Genomic DNA, 21569 nt, shown 5'->3' with positions numbered 1-21569 from the left:
TTCAACCGAGCGGTGCCCCGGCGCGGCAGAGCGCACAGCAGGACGGTTCGGGCATTCCGTTCACACCCCGTGTGAATCGTGCTCCACTAGGCTCATCGCGACACGCACATGGGGGGGCAATGGAGCCCAACGTCCTGCTCGATTCCCTGATCGACGAGGCGGGTGTGTCCCGTGCGGGGCTCGCCGGCCACGTCAACCAGGCAGGCCGCGCCCGCGGGCTGTGCCTGCGTTACGAACACACGGCGGTCTCCCGCTGGCTCAAGGGCCAGCGCCCGCGGGGGCAGGTGCCCGACCTGATCTGCGAGGTCCTCGCGATCCGGCTGGGCCGGCCCGTCACGCTCGACGACGTCGGCATGGGGATCGCAGGACTCCACACGACGGCCCCCGGCGCCGGTCTCTCCGGGTTCGTCGAGCACGCGACGGCCCTGTGGCGCTCCGACGAACAGCAGCGTCCGCACCTCGCCACCGCGGCGGCCGTCACGGGCACGACAGCGGTGATGCCGGTCTGGGAGTGGGAGAACCCTCCCGAGGACGCGGATGTCTCCCGCCCCGGACCGTCCCGCGTGAGCATGGCGGACATAGCGATGCTCCGCGCCGCCCGCGCCCACTACGAGCAGATGTACCGGAAGGCGGGCGGCATCGCGACCAGATCCCGCATCGTCGGCTTCCTCAACGCCGAGACCGCGCCGCTGCTGCGAGGCGGGTACAGCGACGCCACGGGCCGTCAGCTCCACCGTGCGACCGCCGGCCTGGTGGCGGTCGCCGGCATCTGCGCCTACGACTCCGACGCCCACGGGCTCGCCCAGCGCTACTTCCACCAGGCCCTGCGCCTGGCCAAGGCCAGCGGGGACCGGGGGCTCGGCGGCTACGTGATCGCGCTGCTCGTGAACCAGTCGCTGTACCTGGCCGAATTCCGCCGGTCCGTCGCCTTCGCCGAGGCGGCCCTGAGGGCCGCGGGCCCGCACATCACACCGGCGCTGGCCACCGATCTGCACGCGATGCAGGCCAAGGCCTACGCCCAGCTCGGCGACGACCGCAGCGCCCTGGAGTGCATCCGCCGTGCGGAGACCGAGGCCGGACGCATCCGCAGCGGCAGTGAGCCGGACGAGACGGGATACGTCCAGCCCGGCCTCGTCAACGTCCAGGTGGCGGAGGCGCTGCTGAGCCTCGGGGACCTCGCCGGTGCCCGGGAGCACGCCACGGCGGCGGTACGCTCCCCGGCGCACGACCGGGGCACCGTGCACCGGCTCGCGCTGCTCACCCATCTCGAGCTGCTCCAGGGCGAGGCCGACAGGGCGGCCCGCACGGCGTCGGAGATGGCGGAACGCGCCCGGGGCATGGAGTCCCAGCGGCTCCGGGACAGGCTGCGCTCCGTGCGGGAACATCTGGCCGCGAGCGGCTGCGCCGACGCCGAAGCGGCGGCGGGCCTGATCGACGGAGCGCTCCGCGTGCCCCTGTGAGCCTCGTCCCGGAGCCCTGCACGCGTTCCCCTGCGGGGCGGACCCTGCTGCGATGTTGCCATCAACCAGTCGGAAGGTGGCAAAACTGTGCAGTGGACGAACTTAAGCGAACAGACCGTGTACGAGAATCGCTGGTTCCGGGTCAATCTGGCGGACGTCGTACTCCCTGACGGCCGGCACCTGGACCACTTCCTCATACGGCTCCGGGCCGTCGCCGCGGCGACCGTCGTCAACGAGGCCAACGAGGTCCTGCTCCTCTGGCGGCACCGCTTCATCACCGACAGCTGGGGCTGGGAGCTGGCCGCGGGCGTGGTCGAGGACGGTGAGGACATCGCCGCGGCCGCGGCACGGGAGATGGAGGAGGAGACCGGCTGGCGCCCCGGTGAGCTGCGCCCCCTGATGACCGTCGAACCGGCCAACGGCCTCGTCGACGCCCGGCACCACCTCTTCTGGTCCCGCGAGGCGACGTACACCGGACACCCGGCGGACGACTTCGAGTCCTCGCGGCGCGAGTGGGTGCCGCTCAAACTCGTGCCGGACATGGTCGCGCGCGGCGAGATCCCCGCGGCCAACATGGCGGCGGGGCTGCTGATGCTCCATCACATGCAACTGGGCTGACGTCACATGCCGGTGCGGCGGACCCCACCGGAGATTCAGGGGGTCCGCCGCACCGGCAGGACGGCTCAGTCGTACGGGTAGAAGCCCGACCCCGTCTTGCGGCCGAGCCGGCCCGCGTCCACCATGCGCTGGAGCAGCGGGGGAGCAGCGGGGGAGCAGCGGGGGAGCAGCGGGGGAGCGGCGTACAGGGGCTCCTTGTACTCACGTACAACTGGTCGGCGTTGCGATAGCCCTGTGACCTGTGCTTTCGTTGGTTGTTCGGTCGCTGCACGGTGCCGCCCGCGCCGGCGGCCGGGAGAGCCACCTCCCGGCCGCGTGTGATCACGGCAGCGGACTGGTGCTCGCTCAGATGGACGTCGGCGAGAAGACCAACGAGATCACCCGTTTCCAGACCCTCCTGGGCACCCTGCCCGACATGGTGGGAACGGCCGTGACCAGCGACGCGCTACATACCCAGCACGACCATGCCGCCAATCTCCTGGACCGGCGAGCCCACTACATCGTGATCGTGAAGGGTAAGCAGAAGAAGCTCCGCAAGCAGCTCAAGTCCCTTCCCTGAAACAGATTCCGCTCCAGGAGCGGACCCGCAGCACCGGCCATGGCCGCCACGAGATCCGCCGGCTCAAGGTCTATACCGTCGAGGCTCTGCACCACGTGAGGGACGTGACCTTTGCGGAAAATGCCTCCCAGCTGCGGGCGGGCAACGTGCCTCGGGCCATGGCGGCCTACCGGAACCTCGCTATCGGCGCCCTCCGTCCGGCCGGCATCAGCAACATCGCCTCCGGACTCCGCCGGACAGCCCGCTACCAGAACCGCCCCTCGCCCTTCTCGGTCTTAGCTGATCAGAAGGGACAAGATCGAACTACGCCGAAGCCTTGGACTCAGGAGAGCCCGCGTTGCTCCACGAGCCAATGGTCGAATTCGATCGAAGCACGGACCCAGTTGGCTAGGGATGACGCGAAGTGCTCACGGCTCACTCCGGTGCCGATCAGCATCTGGGTTTCTCCGACGAGGCGGACGAAGCCGTCGTCGGAATTGTGGCTGTACACCTTCGGCCACAGCGAGCGGCGGTTCCAATCGGCGATTGTCTCGAGAAGCTGGGGTCTTTCGGCGAGGTTGTACGGGCGGTCGTAGAACGTGCGCACAGAGAAGACCTGCTGGTCATCTTCGCCGCGGAACATGTAGTAGGTGCGGAAATCCTGCCATGGCGTTGTGAGGTCACCCTCGTCATCGACGGCGTAATGCATCTCCATCTCACCGAGGAACTGCTTGACCAGGTCCTGGGTGGGGACGATGGAGCCGGCCGGTGTTGCGGTCTGTGGTGCGGGCTGCTCTGCGAACTGCGGAGGAGGGGCCGGAACCGGAGTCGGGATGATGCTCCCCTTGCTCCTCGCTTGCTGGATCACGGGGCGCCGGATGCCGGGGGCAGTCAGAGTTGTTGCAGGCAGAGGCCTGTCCGGAGACGGCGGGGGTGGGGTGTGAGGGATGGCGGTAGGCGGGTGTGGCATGGCGGTGGAAGGTTGCGCGATGGCGGTGGCAGTGTGCGGCATGGCGGCGGAGGTGTGCTCCCGGACGAGTCGGGCAACCGGGGCGGGCATCCAGCCGGGCTCGGTGAGCAGCAGTGTGGAGGTGCCCGCATCTCCGCCTTCGCTGCCGGAGGCGGTTGTCAGCCTGTCGAGCAGAGCGGCCACGGTGGGGCGTTGCTCGGGCTGCTTGGCCAGGCAAGCGGCCACCACAGAGCGCAGTTCGGGCGGGAGGAGATCCAAGTTGGGCTGTTCGTAGACCGCGCGGAAATGGAGCGCGTGTGACGCGCCGGTGCCAAATGGGCCGACTCCGGTGGCGGTGTAGGCCAGTAGCGCGCCGAAGGCGAAGACGTCGCTGGCCGGTCCGACAGGGCTGTCGGTGAGCTGCTCGGGAGACATGAAGCCGGGGGTGCCGATCGCCATGCCGGTTCCGGTCAGGGCACTGGCTTCACCGGCCACCGAAATGCCGAAGTCGATTACTCTCGGTCCGTCGACGGCGAGGAGTACGTTGGAGGGTTTGAGGTCGCGGTGGACGACTCCGGCCGTGTGGATCGCCTCCAGGGCCTCCGCCAATCCGGCACCCAGGGCGAGTACCGATGGTGTCGGCCAGGGGCCGTGCCCTGTGACCGCCTCGCCCAGGGAGACGCCTGGCACGTAGACTGTGGCCAGCCAGGCTGGGGAGCCGCCCGGGTTGGCGTCGACCACGCCGGCGGTGAAGGCTCCGTTGACCCGGGCGGCCGCGGCCGCCTCGCGGGCGAAGCGGCGCCGGAACTCGCCGTCTCGGGCCAGATCCGGGCGCACCACTTTCACCGCTACCGGACGCCCGCCGGGCGATCGCGCCAAGTACACCCGCCCCATGCCGCCTGCACCCAGCCGGGACAGGATTTTGTAGCGTCCTACCTGCCGCGGGTCCTCCGGCTCCAAAGCCTCTAACATTCCCATGCCACGCCCCTGCTCCGCAGCCCGGCGAGGGCCGCTCGTTGAGATGCCCGCATCATTCCCGACAATGCCTTGCTTGGCTCAACTACGAGCGAAGAAAGGGGATATCGGCGTGCAGCGGGCCGCGATTCGGTGGGGGACCCATCCAACAGCAACTGCCGATTCGGCGCACCCGTGCGCTTACGGCGCATGCCCCGGCGGCGGCCCAGCAGACCCTCGCTCCGGCACAGGCATCCTGTGCCAGAGCGGGCTCGCATCGAGGATGACTGGCACTTCTTTGTCGAGCCCACTGCTACGGCGGCGAGGACGCCGCGGCGTCCGGCATCGCCGACCAGTACTCCAGTCGGCCTTCGGTATATGTCCTGGTCAACGGCTTGATTGAGGGGATTTTGGCGCCGTGGTGCCGAGTGCGGGGCGGGTTCGCCCGGCCTGTCCTGCGAACGGATGACCACGCCGTGTGTAGTGACAGCGGCGGGCCCTGGGCCTGCTGTCGGCGGCGCCAACTGGACCAGTTCATCACGTGGTTGCTCTGTCGAGTAGGACATGGGCGGGTAGTTGCCAGTAGACGGCGGATCTCGGCGGGGGTGAGGTCCACGAGGTCGGGTGTGTCGTGTTCGGATCTCCCTCTTGGCGCTTTTGGGCGGCGGTAAGGCGAGGAATGCGTGGGCGAGCACGGCGAGGGTGATGAGCCGGTGCCAGCCGACTTAGCGGCGGACTTCGTACCGGGCGAGGCCGCATTCGTTCTTCGCGCTCTGCGGCTGTCCGTGACGCCGCCACCGTATGACCCGCCCGGGTGTAAAGCGGCGGACACCGCCTGCGGTGTCCCTGTACCCCGCAACCATCCCCCCCACGGGAGCACCCATGAGCACCCCGAACACGACGCACGACCACACCGGCTGTCCGGCCTTCCCTGCACCGCGTGACTCGCGCTGCCCCCCGACCCGCCCTCGCAGTACACCGCCTGACGCCAGACCGAGAACCTGGAGCGGGCCCTGTGGCACGGCGAGCAGATCTGCGACCGGCACCGGACACCCTCATCGAACGGCTCACCACCGCCTGAGCATCACAGGGAGCCCGGGCCACGTGGCACAGTCCGGAGGCGCCACATCAAGAGGCGACCGGCCGCGTTCCGCCTGCGGCCGACAGCTCGATGGGCACGGGTTCCGGAGTTGAGCAGCCGTCAGAATCGATCTTGGTCCTGGGAGCGCGGGCGCCTGAATCGGTACGTCATCACGGGGTCCTGTCAGCGCATCAAGCCGGTCGTGAGAGAGGTCAGTCCCGATACCGCGGCCCTGGCCGCACCTGGCCGACCCACGTGCCCCGCGGGCCCGGCGGCGTGAGCGCCGGGCCCGCGGACGGGCGGTCAGTCGTACGGGTAGAAGCCCGACCCCGTCTTGCGGCCGAGCCGGCCCGCGTCCACCATGCGCTGGAGCAGCGGGGGAGCGGCGTACAGGGGCTCCTTGTACTCCGCGTACATCGAGTCGGCGACCGAGGCCACGGTGTCCAGGCCGATCAGGTCGGCGAGCTTCAACGGGCCCATCGGGTGGGCGCAGCCCATCTCCATGCCGTTGTCGATGTCCTCGCGGCTGGCGATGCCCGACTCGAACATCCGGATCGCCGAGAGAAGGTACGGGATCAGCAGCGCGTTGACGACGAAGCCCGAACGGTCCTGGGCGCGGATCGCGTGCTTGTCGAGCACGTCCTGCACGACGGCCTCGGCACGCTTTATCGTCTCGTCGGACGTCGTCAGCGCCGGGATCAGCTCGACGAGCCGCTGCACCGGTGCCGGGTTGAAGAAGTGGATGCCGATGACCTGGTCCGGCCGGGAGGTGGCCACGGCCAGCTTCACCAGCGGGATGGAGGAGGTGTTCGAGGCGAGGATGGCGTCCGGCCGGGTCACCACCTGGTCGAGCACCTGGAAGATCTCGGTCTTGACCTGCTCGTTCTCCACGACGGCCTCGATCACCAGGTCGCGGTCCGCGAACTCGCCGAGGTCGGTGGTGAAGCTCAGGCGGGCAAGGGTCTCGTCGCGCTCCTCCACGGTGATCTTGCCGCGTTCGGCGGCCTTGGAGAGGGAGTTGTGGAGCCGGGTACGCCCTATCTCCAGCGCCTCGCCGGTGGTCTCTGCCACCTTGACCTCGAGGCCGCTGCGGGCACACACCTCCGCGATGCCTGCGCCCATCTGGCCACAGCCGACCACTCCGACGCGTGCAATGTCGGCCATAGAGTCCGTCACCTCGTGCCTTTCGCTGATCTTCGTGCGGCAGTTCCCGTTCGGTTCCGGTGCCCGCCTCGACCCCATGACGTTAACCCGCGTTCAGGCTCCGGTGAGCCGCGGGTCGAACGGTCCGGCGGCGGGCATGATCTGCGTCACGCACCGCTGACATGGCATACGGGAACAAGCGATAAGAAAGGTACACAGATGCGTCGTATGGGCCGGAGGTCCTTGGTTCTGGGCGCGGCGAGCACGGTGGCCGCGCTGATGACTGCGGGTGACGCCGTCGCGGCGCGCCGGCCGGGCCCAGCCCGGCACCGGCACCGCAGGGCGGACCAGGGCGAGCTGCGCGGGGTGTGGATCGCCACCGTCGCCAACCTGGACTGGCCCTCGGCGCCGGGGCTGAGCGCCGCTGCCCAGCAGGCGGAGCTGATCGCGCATCTGGACCGTGCGGTCGACCTCCGGCTGAACGCCGTGGTCCTCCAGGTCCGGCCGAGCGCCGACGCCCTGTGGCCCTCGTCGTACGAGCCGTGGGCCCAGTGCCTCACCGGTGTCCAGGGCAAGGACCCCGGCTGGGACCCGCTGGGCACAGCCGTGCGGGAGGCGCACGCCCGCGGCCTGGAGCTGCACGCGTGGTTCAACCCCTACCGGGTCGCGAACCACACGGATCCCTCACGTCTCATCGCCTCGCACCCCGCCCGGCTGCACCCGGAGTGGGTCCTGCCGTACGGCGGGAAGCTCTACTACAACCCCGGGCTCCCCGAGGTCAGGGAGTTCGTCCAGGACGCGATGCTGGACGCGGTGAGCCGTTACGCCGTCGACGCGGTGCACTGGGACGACTACTTCTACCCCTACCCGGTGGCCGGCCAGGTCTTCGACGACGACGCCGCGTACGAGCTGTACGGGGACGACTTCGCGGACAAGGCGTCCTGGCGCCGGGACAACACCGACCGGCTGGTGAGCGAGACGGCCGCACGGATCAAGGAGGTCAGGAGCGGCGTCCGCTTCGGGATCAGTCCCTTCGCGGTGTGGCGCAACGCCTCGACCGATCCGCTGGGATCGGACACCGCGGCCGGCGTGCAGACCTACGACGACCTGCACGCCGACACCCGGAAGTGGGTGAAGGAGGGCTGGATCGACTACATCTGCCCGCAGATCTACTGGAACATCGGCTTCTCGGCCGCCGACTACGCGAAGCTGCTGCCGTGGTGGGCCGAGACGGTCCGGGGTACGGGGGTCGGGCTGTACATCGGGGAGGCGCTCTACAAGGCGGGCGACCCGGCGCAGCCCGCCGCCTGGCAGGACCCGGCCGAACTCTCCCGGCACCTCGACCTCGCGGCCGGTCATCCGGAGGTGGGCGGCCACGTCTACTTCTCCGCGAAGCAGGTGAAGGCCGACCCCATCGGTGCGATGGCCAGGGTGGTGGCCGACCACTACCAGGTCCGGGCCCGCGCCCCCCGCTGACCCCGGAGCCGCCGGGGCACGTGCCCTTCATCTCGGGGGCGCGTGCGCCGGGAGCCGCTCGTGCCCCCGGCGCACGCTCGCTCTACCCCTTCAGGTCCTCGGGGGTGGTGTGCTGGACGACGCTGTCGGGGCCCGGGGACCTGATCGACTCGTGCCCGTCCTCGAAGCGCAGCCGGTACGGGGGACTGCCCCCGTCGCCGAGCACCTCGATGATCTCTGCGACCCGGTCGTGCTGTCCCACGGTCCTGCCGTGCGTCAGCAGCCGGTCGCCCGTGTGTGCCTCCATCGGGAGTGACCTCCTCACGGGTGGCGGTCCATGTCGACAAGTCTATGACCGGACCGGCTGCGCGGCTTCCGCCCGGCACCCACCCCGGCTGCCCTCTTTCCGGCTCCCCGCGCGCTGGGTGACGGCGATGCACACCAGGACGGCCACCGCCGCCACCGGGGCGGCGGCGGACACCTCCTCGCCCAGGGCGAGGAACGACCAGACAAGGGTGAGCAGCGGCTGAGCCAGCTGGAGCTGGCTGGCCCGCGGCACTCCGATCTCCGCCATGCCCCGGTACCAGACGTACAGCCCGAGGAAGGTCGACACGACGGCGACCCAGACCAGGCCGACGACGCCGTGGGCCGTGAGGTGCACGGGTTCGGACGGCAGTGCCACCGCCGCGCCCGCCACCGAGACCGGCAGGCAGAGGACGAGGGCCCAGCCGATCACCTGCCAGCCCGGCATCACCCCGGCCAGCCTGCCCCCTTCGGTGTAGCCCGCGGCGCAGACCAGGAGCGCCCCGAACAGGTACAGATCGCCGCCGGACAGTGTCCCGCCGCTCTGCTGGACCGTGAAGGCGATCACCACGGCCGCCCCGGCCAACGCGGCGGCCCAGAAGGCGCGCGGAGGCCGCGAACCGGTGCGCAGGGCCGAGAGGAGCGCGGTCGTCAGGGGCAGCAGCCCCACCACGACGGCCGCGTGCGAGCTGGTGGAGGTCTGCAGGGCCAGCGAGGTCAGCAGGGGGAACCCCACCACCACGCCGCCCGCCACGACCGCGAGTCCGGCCCAGTGGCGGCGCTCGGGCACCGGGACGCGGGCCGCCAGCAGGGCGCATCCGGCGACCAGGGCGGCGAGCACGCTGCGCAGCGCGACCAGGGACCAGGGGCCGAAGCTCTCCAGCCCCCACACCGTGGAGGGGAAGGTCAGCGAGAAGGCCAGGACGCCGAGACCGGCGAGGAGGACCCCGCTCCCGGGACCGCGGCGCGCGGTGGGGAGGCCGACCTCGACCGCTATCGCCCGTGGTGCAGTAGCGCTATTCTTTGCTGTCATGCATGAGCGTAGCAGCGTGGCCGAACTGGTGCTCTCCTTGAAGGATGAGCTCAACCGCTACTCGCCGGGTGGGAAGCTGCCGTCGAGCCGTGCACTCGTCGAGCGCTTCAGGGTCAGCCCGGTGACCGTCTCCCGGGCCGTGGCGCAGCTCGCCGCGGAGGGCCTGGTCGTCACCCGGCCCGGCTCCGGAGCCTTCCTGGCCGAGCCACGCACCGCCGCTCCCGCCCCGGGCGACACCTCCTGGCAGGAGGTATCGCTCAGTGGCGGGGGCGGGCCCGAGGTCGTGCCGCGCACCGTCGACGCGTCGGGAGTCCTCGTCACCCTCGCCGCACCGCCGCCGGGAGTGATCGAATTCAACGGCGGCTACCTCCACCCCGGTCTCCAGCCCGAGCGGGCCCTGGCCGCCGCGCTGGCCCGGGCCGGACGCCGGCCGGGGGCGTGGGGCAGGCCGCCCACCGACGGCCTGGCCGAGCTGCGCTCCTGGTTCGCCCGGGAGATCGGCCCCTCCCTCACCGCGGCCGACGTCCTGATCACCGCCGGAGGGCAGAGCGCTCTGGCCACCGCGCTGCGGGCGCTCGCCCCGCCCGGCGCCCCCGTCCTCGTCGAATCGCCCACCTATCCCGGCATGCTGGCCGCCGCCCGCGCCACCGGCCTGCGGCCCGTACCCGTCCCGGTGGACACCGACGGGGTGCGGCCCGACCTGCTGGAAGCGGCGTTCCGGGCAACCGGGGCCAGGGTCTTCGTCTGCCAGCCGCTCTTCCAGAACCCGACGGGCGTGATCCTCGCCCCCGAACGGCGCGAGCGGATCGTGCGGGCCGCGAGGGATGCGGGCGCCTTCGTCGTCGAGGACGACTTCGCCCGCCATCTCGTCCACGCGGACACCGGCACCCTGCCCGAGCCCCTGGCCGCGCACGACCCCGACGGTGTCGTCGTCCACGTGCGCTCCCTCACCAAGATCACGTCGCCCAGTCTCCGCGTCGGCGCGCTGGCCGCCCGTGGCCCCGTCCTCGAACGGCTGCGCGCCATCCAGGTCGTCGACAGCTTCTTCGTGCCCCGCCCGATCCAGGAGGCGGCGCTCGAACTCGTCGGCTCGCCGTCCTGGGAGCGCCATCTCCGGGCCGTGGCCGCCGAACTCGCCGCCCGCCGCACAGCGATGACCGCGGCGGTGCGCGGCGGGCTGCCCGAACTCACCCTGCCGCACGTGCCGTCGGGCGGCGGGAGCATCTGGCTCCGGCTGCCCGGCCCGGTGGCCGGCGAGCCCGCCCTGGTCTCCGCCGCCCTGCGGGCCGGCGTCGCCGTGGCGCCCGGCCGGCCGTACCACTGCGCCGAGCCCCCCGCCGGGCACGTCAGGCTCAGCTTCGCGGCCCTCTCGGGCCCCGCGGAGATCGCCGAGGGGGTGCGCAGGCTGCGAAAAGCGCTCGACGAGCTGCGGGTGCCGGGCGATAGCCTCCCCGGATGAACGCCAACGACAGCGCCGGACGGGCCTACGAGATCTCCGACGACCCCACCCGGCTCGACCCGGCCCGCGTCCACCACTGGCTGTCCACGGACGCCTACTGGGCGCTCGGCCGCACCCGGGAACAGCAGGACCGGGCGATAGCGGGTTCGCTCAACTTCGGCGCCTACGACCTCGCTTCGGGCGAGCAGCAGGCCTATGCCCGCGTGGTGACCGACAGCGCCTCCTTCGCGTGGATCTGCGACGTGTACGTCGACCGCGCTGCGCGCGGCCACGGTCTCGGAACCCGGCTCGTCACCACCGTCCGCGACGGGCTGTCCCCGCTGGGAGTGCGACGGTTCCTGCTCGCCACCAAGGACGCCCACGGGGTATACGCGAAGCTCGGCTTCACCCCGCTCGCCGAGCCGGACATGTGGATGGCCCTCCAGGTGGGCTGAGGCAGGGCCGCGTGCGGCCGGGGCGCCCTCTTGACCGGCGCGACGCCGGGCCCCACGATCGCGCCCATGAGTGTTCGGGTGTCCCTGGTCGCCGCAGCGCGCAGCTCCGCCCTCCTCGCCGAGCGTTTCGACGACGACCGGCCGCTCGACCACGCCGGCTGGCGTGAGGTCCAGCTCGCCGCCCACACCCTGGTGCGGCTCGGCGCCGCCGAGCTGCGCTACTGCTCGCCCACCCCGCGCAGCCGTGCCACGGGCGACGCCCTCGGCTTCGCGCCACTCGTCCAGCTCGCGCTGCGCGACTGCGACATGGGCCGCTGGAGAGGGCTGACCCTGGCTGAGGTCGCCGCCCACGAACCGGCCGCCGTGGGCGCCTGGCTCGCCGATCCCCGCTCCGCCCCGCACGGCGGTGAATCCCTGCTCGACTTCATATCGCGGGTGGGTAGCTGGCTCGACACCCGCCCGGTCCAGGAGGGCGCCCTCGTCGCCGTCGCCGAACCGGCCGTCGTCCGCGCGGCTCTCGTGTACGCCCTCAAGGCCCCGCCGTCGACGTACTGGAACGTCGACGTCCGGCCGCTCTCCGCCGTGACGATCACCGGACTCCCGGGCCGCTGGAGCGTGAGCTTCGAAGCGCTCCCGCGCTGACCGGATCACCCGGTCGGAGGAACAGGCCGCACAGCGCCTTCCTGTCAGTCCGACCAGTCGGTATGGTGCGTGGCACCGAGACGAGGAGAGATCCGTGCCGCAGATCCATGGCCACTGTGACGACCGGTTCGCCGCGGTGCGCGAGGCGTTCGAGGCGAACTTCGCCGAGCGCGACGAGCTGGGCGCGGCCGTGACCGTCCTGCTCGACGGTGCCCCCGTGGTCGACCTCTGGGGCGGCTGGGCCGACGGGGGCCGGACCCGCCCCTGGGAGCGGGACACCGTGGTCAACGTCTGGTCGACCACGAAGGGCCCCACCGCGCTCTGCGCCCATGTCCTCGTCGACCGCGGCCTCCTGGACCTGGACGCCCCGGTGGCGGCGTACTGGCCCGAATTCGCCGCCGCGGGCAAGGAATCCGTGCGCGTGCGCCACCTGCTCTCGCACCGCTCCGGCGTCGCCGGCCTGCGCGATCCGCACACCCTGGCCGAGCTCTACGACTGGGAGCTGACCACGGCCCGCCTCGCGGCCACCGAGCCCTGGTGGGAGCCGGGCACCCGCTCCGGGTACCACGCGATCTCGTACGGCTTCCTCGTCGGCGAGGTGGTCCGCAGGATCACCGGTCTGCTGCCGGGGGAGTTCCTGCGGCAGGAGATCACCGGACCGCTCTCCATCGACTTCACCGTGGGCCTCCCGGAGGAGGACGCCGGACGGGTCGCCGAGCTGGTCCAGCCGAAGAGCGTCTCCCGTGAACAGGCCGCCCTGTTCGCGGCGATGGAACCGGTGGCCATCGCCTCGCTGCTCAACCCCGGTACGGGCACCGCCGCCGCGAACACCCCCGGGTGGCGGGCCGCCGAGATCCCGGCGGCCAACGGCCACGGCACCGCCCGCGCGGTCGCCTCCCTCTACGGAATCCTCGCCGGACGCGGCGCCCTCGACGGCCGGCGGATCCTGTCCGAGGAGGCGGCCGAGCGAGTCCGGGAGGGGCAGGGCAGCTGCCGGGACCTGGTGCTGGGGGCGGGCTTCGCCCACGAGACCGAACTCGGCCTCGGCCTCTGGCTGAGCGGCCCGAACGGCTCGTACGGCCCCAACCCGCGCGCCGTCGGCCACGACGGGGCAGGCGGCTCCTGCGGTCTCGCCGATCCCGAGGCCGGGATCGCTCTCGGTTACGTCATGAACCGCATGGGCCCGAACATCGCCGACGACCCGCGCAAGATGGCACTGGTCGACGCCGTGTACGGCGCCCTGCCCACGGCTCAGTAACCGGCGGGGCGCACCAGCCCCGACTCGTACGCGAACACCGCCGCCTGGGTGCGGTCGCGCAGGCCGAGCTTCACCAGGATCCGGCTCACATGCGTCTTCACGGTCTGCTCCGCCACCACCAGGCGCACAGCGATCTCCGCGTTCGACAGGCCCTGCGCGATCAGCGACAGCACCTCCGTCTCCCGTTCCGTCAGGTCGGCGACGCGCTCCCTGCTCGGCGCGCGCGGCCCGGCGCTCACCCGGGAGAACTCGGCGATCAGCCGCTTGGTGATGTTCGGTGCGAGCAGCGCGTCCCCCGCCGCCACCACCCTTACCGCCTGCGCCAGTTCGGCGGCCGACGCGTCCTTCAGCAGGAAGCCCGAGGCGCCCGAGCGCAGTGCCTCGTACACGTACTCGTCGAGGTCGAAGGTGGTCAGGACGAGGACCCTGACGGCCGACCCCGGCACCTCGGTCAGGCGGCGCGTGGCGTCGATGCCGCCGAGGCGCGGCATCCGTATGTCCATCAGGACGACGTCGGGGGCCAGTTCCGCGGCCTTCTCGAGCGCGTCCAGCCCGTCCACGGCCTGACCGACGACCTCGATGCCCGGCTCGGCGTTCAGCAGCACCGTGAAGCCCTGGCGGACCATCATCTGGTCGTCGGCTATCAGCACGCGGATGGTCATGAGGGGTCCTCCAGGGGGAGTGTCGCCACTACTTCGTAACCCCCGCCGGGGGTGGGGCCGTCGGTGAGCTCGCCGCCCAGCATGGCGGTGCGTTCGCGCATCCCGAGCAGTCCGTGCCCCACACCCTCCACTGGTGCGACCGGCGCGCCCGTCGCGGTGTTGGTGACCCGGACCGTGACGGCGGTGGAGTGGTAGCCGACCTCGACCCGGGCACGCGCGCCCGGGGCGTGGCGCAGCACATTGCTCAGGGCCTCCTGCACGATCCGGTAGGCCGACAGCTCCACCCCGGGCGGCAGCGGCCGGCGCCTGCCCGTCGTCTCCGTCGTGACGTCGAGACCCGTGCCCCGTACCTTGCCGATCAGCTCGTCCAGCCGGTCCAGGGTGGGCTGCGGCGCGTGCCGCAGGCCGTCCGCCGCCGCGTCCTCCGCGCGCAGCACACCGAGCACCCGGCGCAGCTCGGCGAGTGCCTCCACGGCGCTCTCGCGTATGCCCGCGAGGTTCTCCTTGAGCTCGTCCGACGGATTCTCGACCAGGTGCGGGGCCACCTGCGCCTGGATGGAGATCACCGACATGTGGTGGGCGACCACGTCGTGCAGCTCGCGCGCGATCCGGTTGCGCTCCTCCAGCAGGGTGCGGCGGGACCGTTCCTCCGCCGTCAGGCCCGACTGCACGACGAGCTGTGTGCGGGCCACCCGCAGGGCGCGCAGCGCCATGCCGATCGCCACAGCCGTGAGGAGGACCGGTGCGGCGATGCCGAGTGAGTAGTGGTGGGGCCTGGCGGTGAAGCCGGCCGTCAGGCCCGCCAGCAGGCTCAGCGCGAGCGCGAGACCCGCCCGGCGTGGACGCACGCGGAGCGTCAGCAGGAACAGGGCCGTTGACTGCAACGCGATCTCGGCGCCGGTCCACGGGAACAGCTCACCGGGCGCCATCACGGACGCCGCGATCCGCACACTGACGACCATCAGGGCCAGCGAGGCCCACCATGCGTACAGCGGCTGCCACATCCCGATGAGCAGTGCCATCGCCTGGCTCACGACCAGGAGCACCGCGTACTCGGGCACGGCGGCGCCGTGCGGGACCAGGTCGGCGACGTGCCAGACGGCGACGGTCGCCACCCCGAGTGTCAGCAGCATCCCGAACGCGGGCCGCCAGACCGGCGATCCGGGCGCACCCGTGGGCGGCACCGGATCGACCGGAGCGGTCCACAGGTCCTCGCGCAGCACGCGGGGCAGCGCCCGCGCCGCCACCACGATCCGGCCCCAGGCCCCCGCCCCCGTCATACCGCTCAGCTTAGACACGGCGCGACTCCGGTGTCCGGGTGGGGGAGCCCGCCCGTACGACGGTCGAACTGCCGCCGCCCCGCTGCTCGTACGCCCCGAACGCGGACCGGCACACCAGCAGCACGAGGGCGAACACCGGCAGCCACGCGAGCCGGGCGAGCACCCAGCCGGGGCCGTCGGGAACCGTGTGGAGGCCGGGCACCGGGCCGCTCAGGAACAGGACGGCCGACGTGACGACGATCATCGCGGTCTGGTGCCACAGGAACACCGTCATCGCGGAGAGGTTCAGCAGGGCGACCGCCGCCCACGCGGCGGGCCGCGCGAGGGCCCGCCGCAGCGGTCCGAGCAGCAGCAGGGCCGCGCCGCACTGGGCGAGGCCGAAGGTGACGGCGGCGAGCGACGGCGGGTCGAGGTTGGAGAGCGCCCCGCCCGGCACCCCGACCATGGAGGCGGGATACCCGGCGAACAGCACCAGCCCCGCCGTCGCCCCCGCACCCCCGAGCAGCAGGACCCACCCGGTCCTGCGGTCGCTCAGCCCGCCCCGTGCCCAGGCCGCCCCCAGGCAGTAGGGGACCAGCCAGCCCGCCACCACGTTCATCCAGCCGAGCGCGGCCGGGCCGTCGAGCCCCAGCCTGAACAGGTCGACGTACAGGACGACGGCGAGCGGCCACAGCGGGTGCAGCCGCGCCACCAGCGGGGTCGCCGCCGTCAGAGCGGCGAACACCAGCAGGAACCACAGGGGCGACCACACCAGCTTGCCCAGGGCGCGTACCGTCCCCTCTTCCACCCCCGAGACCAGCATCACGGCGCCCGCCACGGCCCAGACGGCGGTGACCACGGCGACCGGCCGGAACAGCCGGCCCATCCGGGCCCCCAGCCAGTGCCCGTAGGACTCACCCCTCGCACGCGCCGAGAGGTACCCCTTCGCGCCCACCTGGCCACCCACCAGGAAGAAGACGGAGAGCGTCTGGAACACCCAGGAGACCGGCGTGAGTCCGGGCATGTGCCGGAGCGGACTCGCGCCGTGCACCGTGCCGCTGTCGGCGACCAGCGCGGTCACCAGCCAGTGGCCGCACACCACGCCCAGGATGGCGAGGGCGCGCAGGGCGTCGACCGCGCGGTCGCGGTCCGGGGGAGTGGCCGCGTCGATCCGCCGGACGAGGGGGCGCATGTCCACGCGCCGCACGAGGTCACGCACGACCGGCCCCTGCCGTCCCCGCGACGATCGCGGCGATGCCGCGCAGCGCGACGCTCCCCGGTCTCAGGTAGTCGCTGTGCCCGGCGTCGCCCGCGTCGAAGACCTCCGCGCCGAACTCCGGCGACACCGGGTCCGTCCCGAACCCCACGGCGCCGGACGGCAGCGGGAGAGAGACGTGCGGGACCCCGCCGATCCAGTCGTCGCCGCCCAGCCCCGCCCACACCGTGGCCCGGGTGCGCAGGGCGGCGGAGTCGTCAACGCCGGTGCCGGGGCTGCCGTACAGCACGATGTCCGCCACATCGAGCCCGGAAGCGGCCCGGGCGCAGACCACGGAACCGTAGGAGTGGCAGAGGAGGGAGACCCGGGCGGTGGGCCCGGCACTGCGCACCTCCCGTACGAAGGCCCGCAGGCGGGGAGCGGCCTCATCCGCCCGCCCCACCGTCAGGGAAGAGGGGCTCAGCATGGCGGGTGTCCGGTAGCCGAGCCACGTGATGACGGCGGACCCGGGGCCCAGCTCGTCCAGGAGCGCGTCGGCGTCACGCCGTGAACGCCAGTAATGATCGAGGTCGACGCCGGCTCCCGGCACCAGCACGGCGATCCGTCCGGCCCGCGAAAGGTCCCCGTGGACCTCCGCGACGCGGCCGCCGTCGCGCCCGTCGAACATCAGGAAGGTGCGCCCCGGAGCCGCCATGGCCGTGAGGGCGGCGGCCCGTCGCCGGTCGCCGTGGCGGGCGGCCATGTCCCGCGCCGCCCGGATCTCCTGCCGGCCTGCCGCGTACCTGGCGTCCAGCACCGGGGGCGCCGTGTCCAGCGGGGCGAGGGGGGCGGGGGCGGGTGCGGGAACCGCGGCGGGGCGCGCCGCTCCCGAGACCGGCAGCGCCACGGACGCGGTGACGAGGGCGGCGAGGAGGGCACGCCGCGCGCGGCTGCTCGATGGGCGGGACGCCATGGGAAGTCCTTCCGTACCGGATGGTCTCGTTGAATCCGGTACCGAAGGTATGGACCGACCCGTGTGGTCGGCGTCCCGCCCAGGAGTGCACCTGGCGCGTAGCTCGGAAGTACTACGGGTAGGGGGCGCCCCGCCCGCTACGGCTTGCGGCGGGGCTTCCCGCGCTTGGTGCCGCCCTTGGCGCTCCTGGTCCCTCCGGAGCCGCCCGCGCCGCCGCGGGTCGTCCTGCCCGCAGCCGGCTTGCGGGCGGCGCCGCCCTTCTTGGCGGCGCGCTCCGCCTTGGGCTGCGGCGGTGTCGGGGGGCGTCCCCTGGTGCTGTTGACGGTCCGGCCCCGGACGATCCCGATGAACTCCTCCACCAGGTCGGTCGTCTTCTCCTCCGGCCACGACAGGGCGATCCGCGACTCGGGGACACCGGTCAGCGGGCGGTAGGTGAGGTCCTTGCGGTGGTACAGACGCGCCAGGGACTGCGGAACGACGAGCAGCCCGACCCCTGCGGCCACCAGCTCCACGGCGTCCTCGGTCGTGGCGGGCCGCTCGAACGCGGGCCGGCCCGGGGGCCGCTCCCAGCCGAGGGTGTCGTCGAGGGGGTGCAGCACGATCTCCTCGGCGAGATCCTCCGCCGACATCTCCTCGACGGCCGTCCCCTCATGATCCTTGGGGATGACGACCACGGTCGTCTCGGTGTAGAGGGGGATCGCGCTCAGGTCCGTACGGTCGACGGGCAGCCGCACGAAGCCGGCGTCGGCGCCGCCGTCCCGCAGCAGACCGGCGGCATCGGCGGCGGGCACGCCGACGAGAGTCAGAGGGGTGCCGGGCAGCCGCTCGTTCCAGATCCGCACCCACTTGGTCGGGGTCACGCCCGGGACGTAGGCGAGCCGGAACGCGAGGGGTACTTCCGAGCCTGTCACCCCGCCAGGTTACCGGCCGTGGTCGGAGGCGCCGCACATGCTCGATACCCTGGACACCATGACGTCGCACCAGACCACCCAGACAATGAAGCCCGCCACCGCGGCGAAGAAGCTGGGTGTGTACCTCGAAGCCACCCCCGCCGAGTTCCAGGAGGGGGTCGTCTCGCGCGCCGAGCTGAACGCGCTGCAGTCCGACCCGCCCCAGTGGCTGCAGGACCTGCGCCGCAACGGCCCGCACCCCCGGCCGGTGGTCGCCTCGAAGCTGGGCGTCTCCATCGCCGGTCTCGCGCGAGGCGGTGTCACGGAGCCCCTCACCACCGAGCAGATCGACGCCCTGAAGCAGGACGGCCCCGAGTGGCTGGAGAAGGAGCGCGCCACCCAGGCCGAGGTCCGCAAGGAGACGGTCCGCATCAAGGAGCGCGACGCCGCCCGGGCCGAGCAGGCCGAGCGCGACTGACGTGACCGGGGCCGGCCCGCGGAGGCCCTGCGTGAACGCGCGGCGGCCGTGCGTGAAGCGGAACCGGACGCGGTGAAGCGTCGGGAACGGCCCTGCGCGCGGCGCCCGTGACGGCCGCCTACTCCCCTGTGTAGAAGGCCACCGTGGCAACCGTCGTCGCGGTCACGGTCTCCGGATCCGCACCGGAGGCGGCGAACGCGCGGCCCCATTCCTCGCCCGAGCGTGCCACGAAGGCCTTCGCCTCGGGTGAGGTCTGCCACTCCACGGCGTCCTCTGGGCTCAGCCCGCCGCCCGTCAGGTGCCACCCGAGCCCCAGCAGGGCCAGGTCCCAGCCGATCCCGACGGCGCCCGGCCCGTACTGGCTCCGGAACTCCTCCGGAACCACGGACACGTGCTCCAGTTCGAGCACCGTCCGGTCGTCGCCGTCCGGCGCGAGACGCACCTCGACCTCACTGAAGCCGGGATCGGGGCCGAGCAGCCAGGAGACCCGCAGCCGCTCCGGGGCCACGCACTCGATGATCTCGCCGCTGGCGTTCCCCTCCAGCTGGTACCTCCCGCCGGTCCGGAGATCCCCGGTGACCGGGAGGAACCACCGGGCGATCCGTTCCGGTGAGGTCACCGCGCCCCAGACATCGGCGGCACCGGCGTCGAAGGTCCGCCGCAGCAGGACGCTGCCGGCCTCGTCCCGGCCCACCCGGCGCGTGCCGACCTCCCGGTGCACCCGGCTGATCTCGTCGACGATCTCACTCATGGCCGCTCACTCCGTTCCGCTCGCCCCCACCGGTGCCCCCGTCGGCCATGTAACCGAAGTTCCGCCCCGTCCGCCTCACCACACGCGGGCCGTCCCCCACCCCGCCCGACCGTTCGCAGGACCGGCGGAGAGAATGCGTCCATGCACCTTCCCGCGGGCGTCGTGGACGTCACCGCACTGATCGAGGTCGTGAGGATCTCGGCCCTCCCGGTCGGGCAGGGCGCGCCGTATCCCGGAGCGGTGGTCGCCCACTGGGCCGGGAGCGAGGCCACCGACGCCCTCGCCTCGATCGAGAGCCTGCCCGGCAGCGAGCAGCACCGCTGCGGCTTCTCACCGGGCTGGGGCCTCCGGGCGTACGACGACTCGCTCGGCCTCGCGCTGTTCGAGGCGGCGTTCTGCTTCCGCTGCCATGAGATCCGCATGCACGGTCCTGCCGTGCCACCCGCGTCGGCCACACAGTTCTTCGACGCGGACGCGCCACAGGCCCAGGCACTCCTGCGGCTCTTCCGCGCCTCGGCCGCGCGCGGGTGACGCCACCGCGCCCCGGCGAGTGCGGCCACTGCGGGTCTCCGGGCGGGGTCAGCCGCCCACCCCGGCTTCCCACTTGCGCCGCCGCAGCACGTGGTCACTGAACAGGTGGCGGCTCCGGTCGAGCAGTTCCCCCACGTCCACGTCGCCGTACCGCTCGCCCGGCGACGGATGCCAGCCCTGGACGGACTGCCCTGCCCAGGTGCGCAGCTTCACATCCGGGTCTTCCAGCAAGGTCACCGCCGCCCGCAGTGCCACGACTCCGTCGCGCGCGACGAGCAGCCGGAACGCAGCGAGCCGGACGTGCCGCGGCTGCTCCGGGCCGATGCGCTCCATCAGCCAGTCGGCGGGCAGTTCCTTCGCCGAAGGCAACAGGGCGACGGCAGTCTCGCGCACGACACCGGCGGCGGAATCGTCGAGAAGAGGCCGCAGGGCCTCGGCGTCGGTGCAATCGAGTGCCCGCAGCCCGGCTACCGCCCGAGCGCGTACCCCGGCCACCGGGTGCGCGAGCAACGGCCTCAGCAGTCCGGCGTCCGCGCGGTCCCCGCACTCGGCCAACCCGATGACCGCACCGGGCGGAACCCCGAAGTCGTACGGCGTCGCACACCGCTCCCGGTACCAGGCCACCGGGTCTCCTCCGTGCCGGCGTACGACGTACCGGGCGCAGGCGCGCACCAGCGCGGACCGGTCGCCGAGGAAAGATTCCGCCTGCTCCGGCCGCCCCGCCCGCCGAAGCGCGGTCACGCCGGCCGAACGGGTACGCGGGTTGCGCGCGGTCAGCAGGGGCTGCATCACATCCTCGTACGCCCCCTCGTCGTGCAGGGCCGCGAGCGCCGCTGTGGCACACAGGTCCTGGATCAGGCTGTCCTCGTCCTGAACGGCCGCGCGGGCCAGCTCGGCGGGGCGAAGCAGCCGGCTGTCGACGGCCAGCCGGTAGGTGAACCGCCGCACCACGCGGTCGGGGGAGGAGAGGAGGGCCGCGAGTCGCTCGCGGGACGCCCGCAGCAGTGCCTCCCTGAGCACCTCGACGCCGAACGCCCCTCTGCTCCGGCGACCGACACGCAGGATCAACGGTGCCAGGGCGACGGCGGCATCCACGTCCAGGACCTCCGACAGCAACTCCCGGGCGCACTCGCGCACCTGGCCGGCCCAATCGGTGCAGCGGATCACGATCAACGGCAGCAGCGCCGGGTGCCGGGCCGACCTGCGCACCGCCTCGTGGCGGATCCGTCCGTCGTGGTGGCAGAGGGCAAAGGCGAGCCGGGATTCGCCGAGCCGCGTCAGGTCGCGGGCCGACTGCTGCCACTCCGGCACGAACCGCGAGCGGTACCGCGCCGCCCCGCGCACCGCCGCGTCCAGAGAGAGCCAGTCCTCCGGGTCGGTGGCATCGAGCGTGCTGGAGAGCGGCGCGCCCTCCGCGAGCCGCACCGCCGCAACTGTCCCGTCCACGCCGCCCACACCCGTCTCCGACCTTCTCCGGCAATACCCGAGTGATCGTAGGCCGCG

The 21569-nt window shown here is 72.4% G+C and carries 21 protein-coding genes and 1 pseudogene; 10 read left to right on the top strand and 12 right to left on the bottom strand.

The features are described from left to right. The first annotated feature begins 119 nt into the window (after window positions 1–119). Both ACFUNE_RS19920 and ACFUNE_RS19915 read left to right on the top strand, forming a co-directional pair. Window positions 120–1460: a transcriptional regulator gene (locus ACFUNE_RS19920; RefSeq protein ID WP_383569313.1), complete on the top strand. Its 1341-nt coding sequence runs from the start codon at window positions 120–122 to the stop codon at window positions 1458–1460. Between the two features lie 87 nt (window positions 1461–1547). After that, on the top strand, window positions 1548–2078 hold the full coding sequence (locus tag ACFUNE_RS19915) for an NUDIX domain-containing protein (RefSeq protein ID WP_383569310.1): 531 nt from the start codon (window positions 1548–1550) through the stop codon (window positions 2076–2078). 65 nt (window positions 2079–2143) lie between these two features. On the opposite strand, the pseudogene ACFUNE_RS19910 reads toward ACFUNE_RS19915, so the two are convergent. Continuing rightward, window positions 2144–2281, bottom strand: a pseudogene (locus ACFUNE_RS19910) (3-hydroxyacyl-CoA dehydrogenase family protein); the annotation flags it as partial. Window positions 2282–2415: 134 nt separating this feature from the next. On the opposite strand from ACFUNE_RS19910, the gene ACFUNE_RS19905 reads away from it, so the two are divergent. Next, window positions 2416–2637 (top strand): transposase, encoded by a 222-nt coding sequence (locus tag ACFUNE_RS19905; protein WP_383569307.1) that lies wholly within the window; start codon window positions 2416–2418, stop codon window positions 2635–2637. A 322-nt stretch (window positions 2638–2959) separates the two neighbouring features. On the opposite strand, the gene ACFUNE_RS19900 is transcribed toward ACFUNE_RS19905, so the two are convergent. Both ACFUNE_RS19900 and ACFUNE_RS19895 read right to left on the bottom strand, forming a co-directional pair. After that, window positions 2960–4543: a protein kinase gene (locus ACFUNE_RS19900; RefSeq protein WP_383569304.1), complete on the bottom strand. Its 1584-nt coding sequence runs from the start codon at window positions 4541–4543 to the stop codon at window positions 2960–2962. A gap of 1360 nt (window positions 4544–5903) precedes the next feature. After that, window positions 5904–6764 carry a 3-hydroxybutyryl-CoA dehydrogenase gene (locus ACFUNE_RS19895; RefSeq protein WP_329226885.1) on the bottom strand — a complete coding sequence of 287 codons (861 nt, stop codon included), beginning with the start codon at window positions 6762–6764 and terminating at the stop codon, window positions 5904–5906. Window positions 6765–6962: 198 nt separating this feature from the next. Between ACFUNE_RS19895 and ACFUNE_RS19890 the strand changes: the two genes are divergently transcribed. Beyond that, window positions 6963–8219, top strand: coding sequence for a glycoside hydrolase family 10 protein (locus ACFUNE_RS19890; RefSeq protein WP_383569301.1), 1257 nt, complete (start codon window positions 6963–6965; stop codon window positions 8217–8219). Window positions 8220–8301: 82 nt separating this feature from the next. On the opposite strand, the gene ACFUNE_RS19885 is transcribed toward ACFUNE_RS19890, so the two are convergent. Together ACFUNE_RS19885 and ACFUNE_RS19880 are read right to left on the bottom strand one after the other, a co-directional pair. Beyond that, window positions 8302–8505 carry a DUF1918 domain-containing protein gene (locus ACFUNE_RS19885; RefSeq protein WP_383569298.1) on the bottom strand — a complete coding sequence of 68 codons (204 nt, stop codon included), beginning with the start codon at window positions 8503–8505 and terminating at the stop codon, window positions 8302–8304. Window positions 8506–8547: 42 nt separating this feature from the next. After that, entirely contained in the window at window positions 8548–9534 is a 987-nt protein-coding gene (locus tag ACFUNE_RS19880; protein WP_383569295.1) for a DMT family transporter, read from the bottom strand. Between ACFUNE_RS19880 and ACFUNE_RS19875 the strand changes: the two genes are divergently transcribed. From ACFUNE_RS19875 to ACFUNE_RS19860, 4 genes are all read left to right on the top strand, one after another. Further along, entirely contained in the window at window positions 9533–10993 is a 1461-nt protein-coding gene (locus ACFUNE_RS19875; protein WP_383569292.1) for a PLP-dependent aminotransferase family protein, read from the top strand. The two genes, ACFUNE_RS19880 and ACFUNE_RS19875, sit on opposite strands and share 2 nt — an antisense overlap. Further along, the gene (locus ACFUNE_RS19870) at window positions 10990–11427 is read left to right on the top strand and encodes a GNAT family N-acetyltransferase (RefSeq protein ID WP_383569289.1); all 438 of its coding nucleotides are present in this window, start codon (window positions 10990–10992) and stop codon (window positions 11425–11427) included. Before ACFUNE_RS19875 ends, ACFUNE_RS19870 begins: the two co-directional genes overlap by 4 nt. 66 nt (window positions 11428–11493) lie before the next feature. Next, on the top strand, window positions 11494–12069 hold the full coding sequence (locus tag ACFUNE_RS19865) for a histidine phosphatase family protein (RefSeq protein ID WP_383569286.1): 576 nt from the start codon (window positions 11494–11496) through the stop codon (window positions 12067–12069). 94 nt (window positions 12070–12163) lie between these two features. Then, on the top strand, window positions 12164–13327 hold the full coding sequence (locus ACFUNE_RS19860; RefSeq protein WP_383569283.1) for a serine hydrolase domain-containing protein: 1164 nt from the start codon (window positions 12164–12166) through the stop codon (window positions 13325–13327). On the opposite strand, the gene ACFUNE_RS19855 is transcribed toward ACFUNE_RS19860, so the two are convergent. From ACFUNE_RS19855 to ACFUNE_RS19835, 5 genes are all read right to left on the bottom strand, one after another. Next, window positions 13321–13989 carry a response regulator gene (locus tag ACFUNE_RS19855; protein WP_383569280.1) on the bottom strand — a complete coding sequence of 223 codons (669 nt, stop codon included), beginning with the start codon at window positions 13987–13989 and terminating at the stop codon, window positions 13321–13323. The genes ACFUNE_RS19860 and ACFUNE_RS19855 overlap by 7 nt on opposite strands. Then, on the bottom strand, window positions 13986–15287 hold the full coding sequence (locus ACFUNE_RS19850; RefSeq protein WP_383569277.1) for a sensor histidine kinase: 1302 nt from the start codon (window positions 15285–15287) through the stop codon (window positions 13986–13988). Before ACFUNE_RS19850 ends, ACFUNE_RS19855 begins: the two co-directional genes overlap by 4 nt. Further along, entirely contained in the window at window positions 15280–16440 is a 1161-nt protein-coding gene (locus ACFUNE_RS19845) for an acyltransferase (RefSeq protein WP_383569504.1), read from the bottom strand. Before ACFUNE_RS19845 ends, ACFUNE_RS19850 begins: the two co-directional genes overlap by 8 nt. A gap of 19 nt (window positions 16441–16459) precedes the next feature. Further along, window positions 16460–17416 (bottom strand): alpha/beta hydrolase, encoded by a 957-nt coding sequence (locus ACFUNE_RS19840; protein ID WP_383569274.1) that lies wholly within the window; start codon window positions 17414–17416, stop codon window positions 16460–16462. A 137-nt stretch (window positions 17417–17553) separates the two neighbouring features. Beyond that, complete coding sequence (locus ACFUNE_RS19835; protein WP_383569270.1) at window positions 17554–18327, bottom strand: LysR family substrate-binding domain-containing protein; 774 nt, start codon at window positions 18325–18327, stop codon at window positions 17554–17556. A 37-nt stretch (window positions 18328–18364) separates the two neighbouring features. Here ACFUNE_RS19835 and ACFUNE_RS19830 point away from each other — a divergent pair, with 37 nt between their 5' ends. After that, window positions 18365–18784, top strand: coding sequence for a DUF5997 family protein (locus tag ACFUNE_RS19830; protein ID WP_383569267.1), 420 nt, complete (start codon window positions 18365–18367; stop codon window positions 18782–18784). Window positions 18785–18902: 118 nt separating this feature from the next. Here ACFUNE_RS19830 and ACFUNE_RS19825 read toward each other — a convergent pair whose 3' ends face one another. Beyond that, the gene (locus tag ACFUNE_RS19825; RefSeq protein ID WP_383569263.1) at window positions 18903–19535 is read right to left on the bottom strand and encodes an SRPBCC family protein; all 633 of its coding nucleotides are present in this window, start codon (window positions 19533–19535) and stop codon (window positions 18903–18905) included. Window positions 19536–19676: 141 nt separating this feature from the next. On the opposite strand from ACFUNE_RS19825, the gene ACFUNE_RS19820 reads away from it, so the two are divergent. Further along, window positions 19677–20066, top strand: coding sequence for a hypothetical protein (locus tag ACFUNE_RS19820; RefSeq protein ID WP_383569260.1), 390 nt, complete (start codon window positions 19677–19679; stop codon window positions 20064–20066). Between the two features lie 48 nt (window positions 20067–20114). Here ACFUNE_RS19820 and ACFUNE_RS19815 read toward each other — a convergent pair whose 3' ends face one another. Beyond that, window positions 20115–21512 (bottom strand): HEAT repeat domain-containing protein, encoded by a 1398-nt coding sequence (locus ACFUNE_RS19815; protein ID WP_383569257.1) that lies wholly within the window; start codon window positions 21510–21512, stop codon window positions 20115–20117. Window positions 21513–21569 lie beyond the last annotated feature (57 nt).

Source organism: Streptomyces sp. NPDC057287 (assembly GCF_042667905.1).
In the GTDB taxonomy this organism is placed as follows: Bacteria; Actinomycetota; Actinomycetes; order Streptomycetales; family Streptomycetaceae; genus Streptomyces.
The sequence above is the reverse complement of the archived record's forward strand: the minus strand, read 5'-3'. Positions and strand labels throughout refer to the sequence as shown.

Bases quoted from the DNA above. Each gene is read 5' to 3' on its own strand.
- ACFUNE_RS19920 (WP_383569313.1), top strand. From the start codon at position 120: ATGGAGCCCAACGTCCTGCTCGATTCCCTGATCGACGAGGCGGGTGTG.
- ACFUNE_RS19900 (WP_383569304.1), bottom strand. From the start codon at position 4,543: ATGGGAATGTTAGAGGCTTTGGAGCCGGAGGACCCGCGGCAGGTAGGA.
- ACFUNE_RS19895 (WP_329226885.1), bottom strand. From the start codon at position 6,764: ATGGCCGACATTGCACGCGTCGGAGTGGTCGGCTGTGGCCAGATGGGC.
- ACFUNE_RS19890 (WP_383569301.1), top strand. From the start codon at position 6,963: ATGCGTCGTATGGGCCGGAGGTCCTTGGTTCTGGGCGCGGCGAGCACG.
- ACFUNE_RS19885 (WP_383569298.1), bottom strand. From the start codon at position 8,505: ATGGAGGCACACACGGGCGACCGGCTGCTGACGCACGGCAGGACCGTG.
- ACFUNE_RS19875 (WP_383569292.1), top strand. From the start codon at position 9,533: ATGCATGAGCGTAGCAGCGTGGCCGAACTGGTGCTCTCCTTGAAGGAT.
- ACFUNE_RS19880 (WP_383569295.1), bottom strand. From the start codon at position 9,534: ATGACAGCAAAGAATAGCGCTACTGCACCACGGGCGATAGCGGTCGAG.
- ACFUNE_RS19870 (WP_383569289.1), top strand. From the start codon at position 10,990: ATGAACGCCAACGACAGCGCCGGACGGGCCTACGAGATCTCCGACGAC.
- ACFUNE_RS19865 (WP_383569286.1), top strand. From the start codon at position 11,494: ATGAGTGTTCGGGTGTCCCTGGTCGCCGCAGCGCGCAGCTCCGCCCTC.
- ACFUNE_RS19855 (WP_383569280.1), bottom strand. From the start codon at position 13,989: ATGACCATCCGCGTGCTGATAGCCGACGACCAGATGATGGTCCGCCAG.
- ACFUNE_RS19845 (WP_383569504.1), bottom strand. From the start codon at position 16,440: ATGCGCCCCCTCGTCCGGCGGATCGACGCGGCCACTCCCCCGGACCGC.
- ACFUNE_RS19840 (WP_383569274.1), bottom strand. From the start codon at position 17,416: ATGGCGTCCCGCCCATCGAGCAGCCGCGCGCGGCGTGCCCTCCTCGCC.
- ACFUNE_RS19830 (WP_383569267.1), top strand. From the start codon at position 18,365: ATGCTCGATACCCTGGACACCATGACGTCGCACCAGACCACCCAGACA.
- ACFUNE_RS19825 (WP_383569263.1), bottom strand. From the start codon at position 19,535: ATGAGTGAGATCGTCGACGAGATCAGCCGGGTGCACCGGGAGGTCGGC.
- ACFUNE_RS19820 (WP_383569260.1), top strand. From the start codon at position 19,677: ATGCACCTTCCCGCGGGCGTCGTGGACGTCACCGCACTGATCGAGGTC.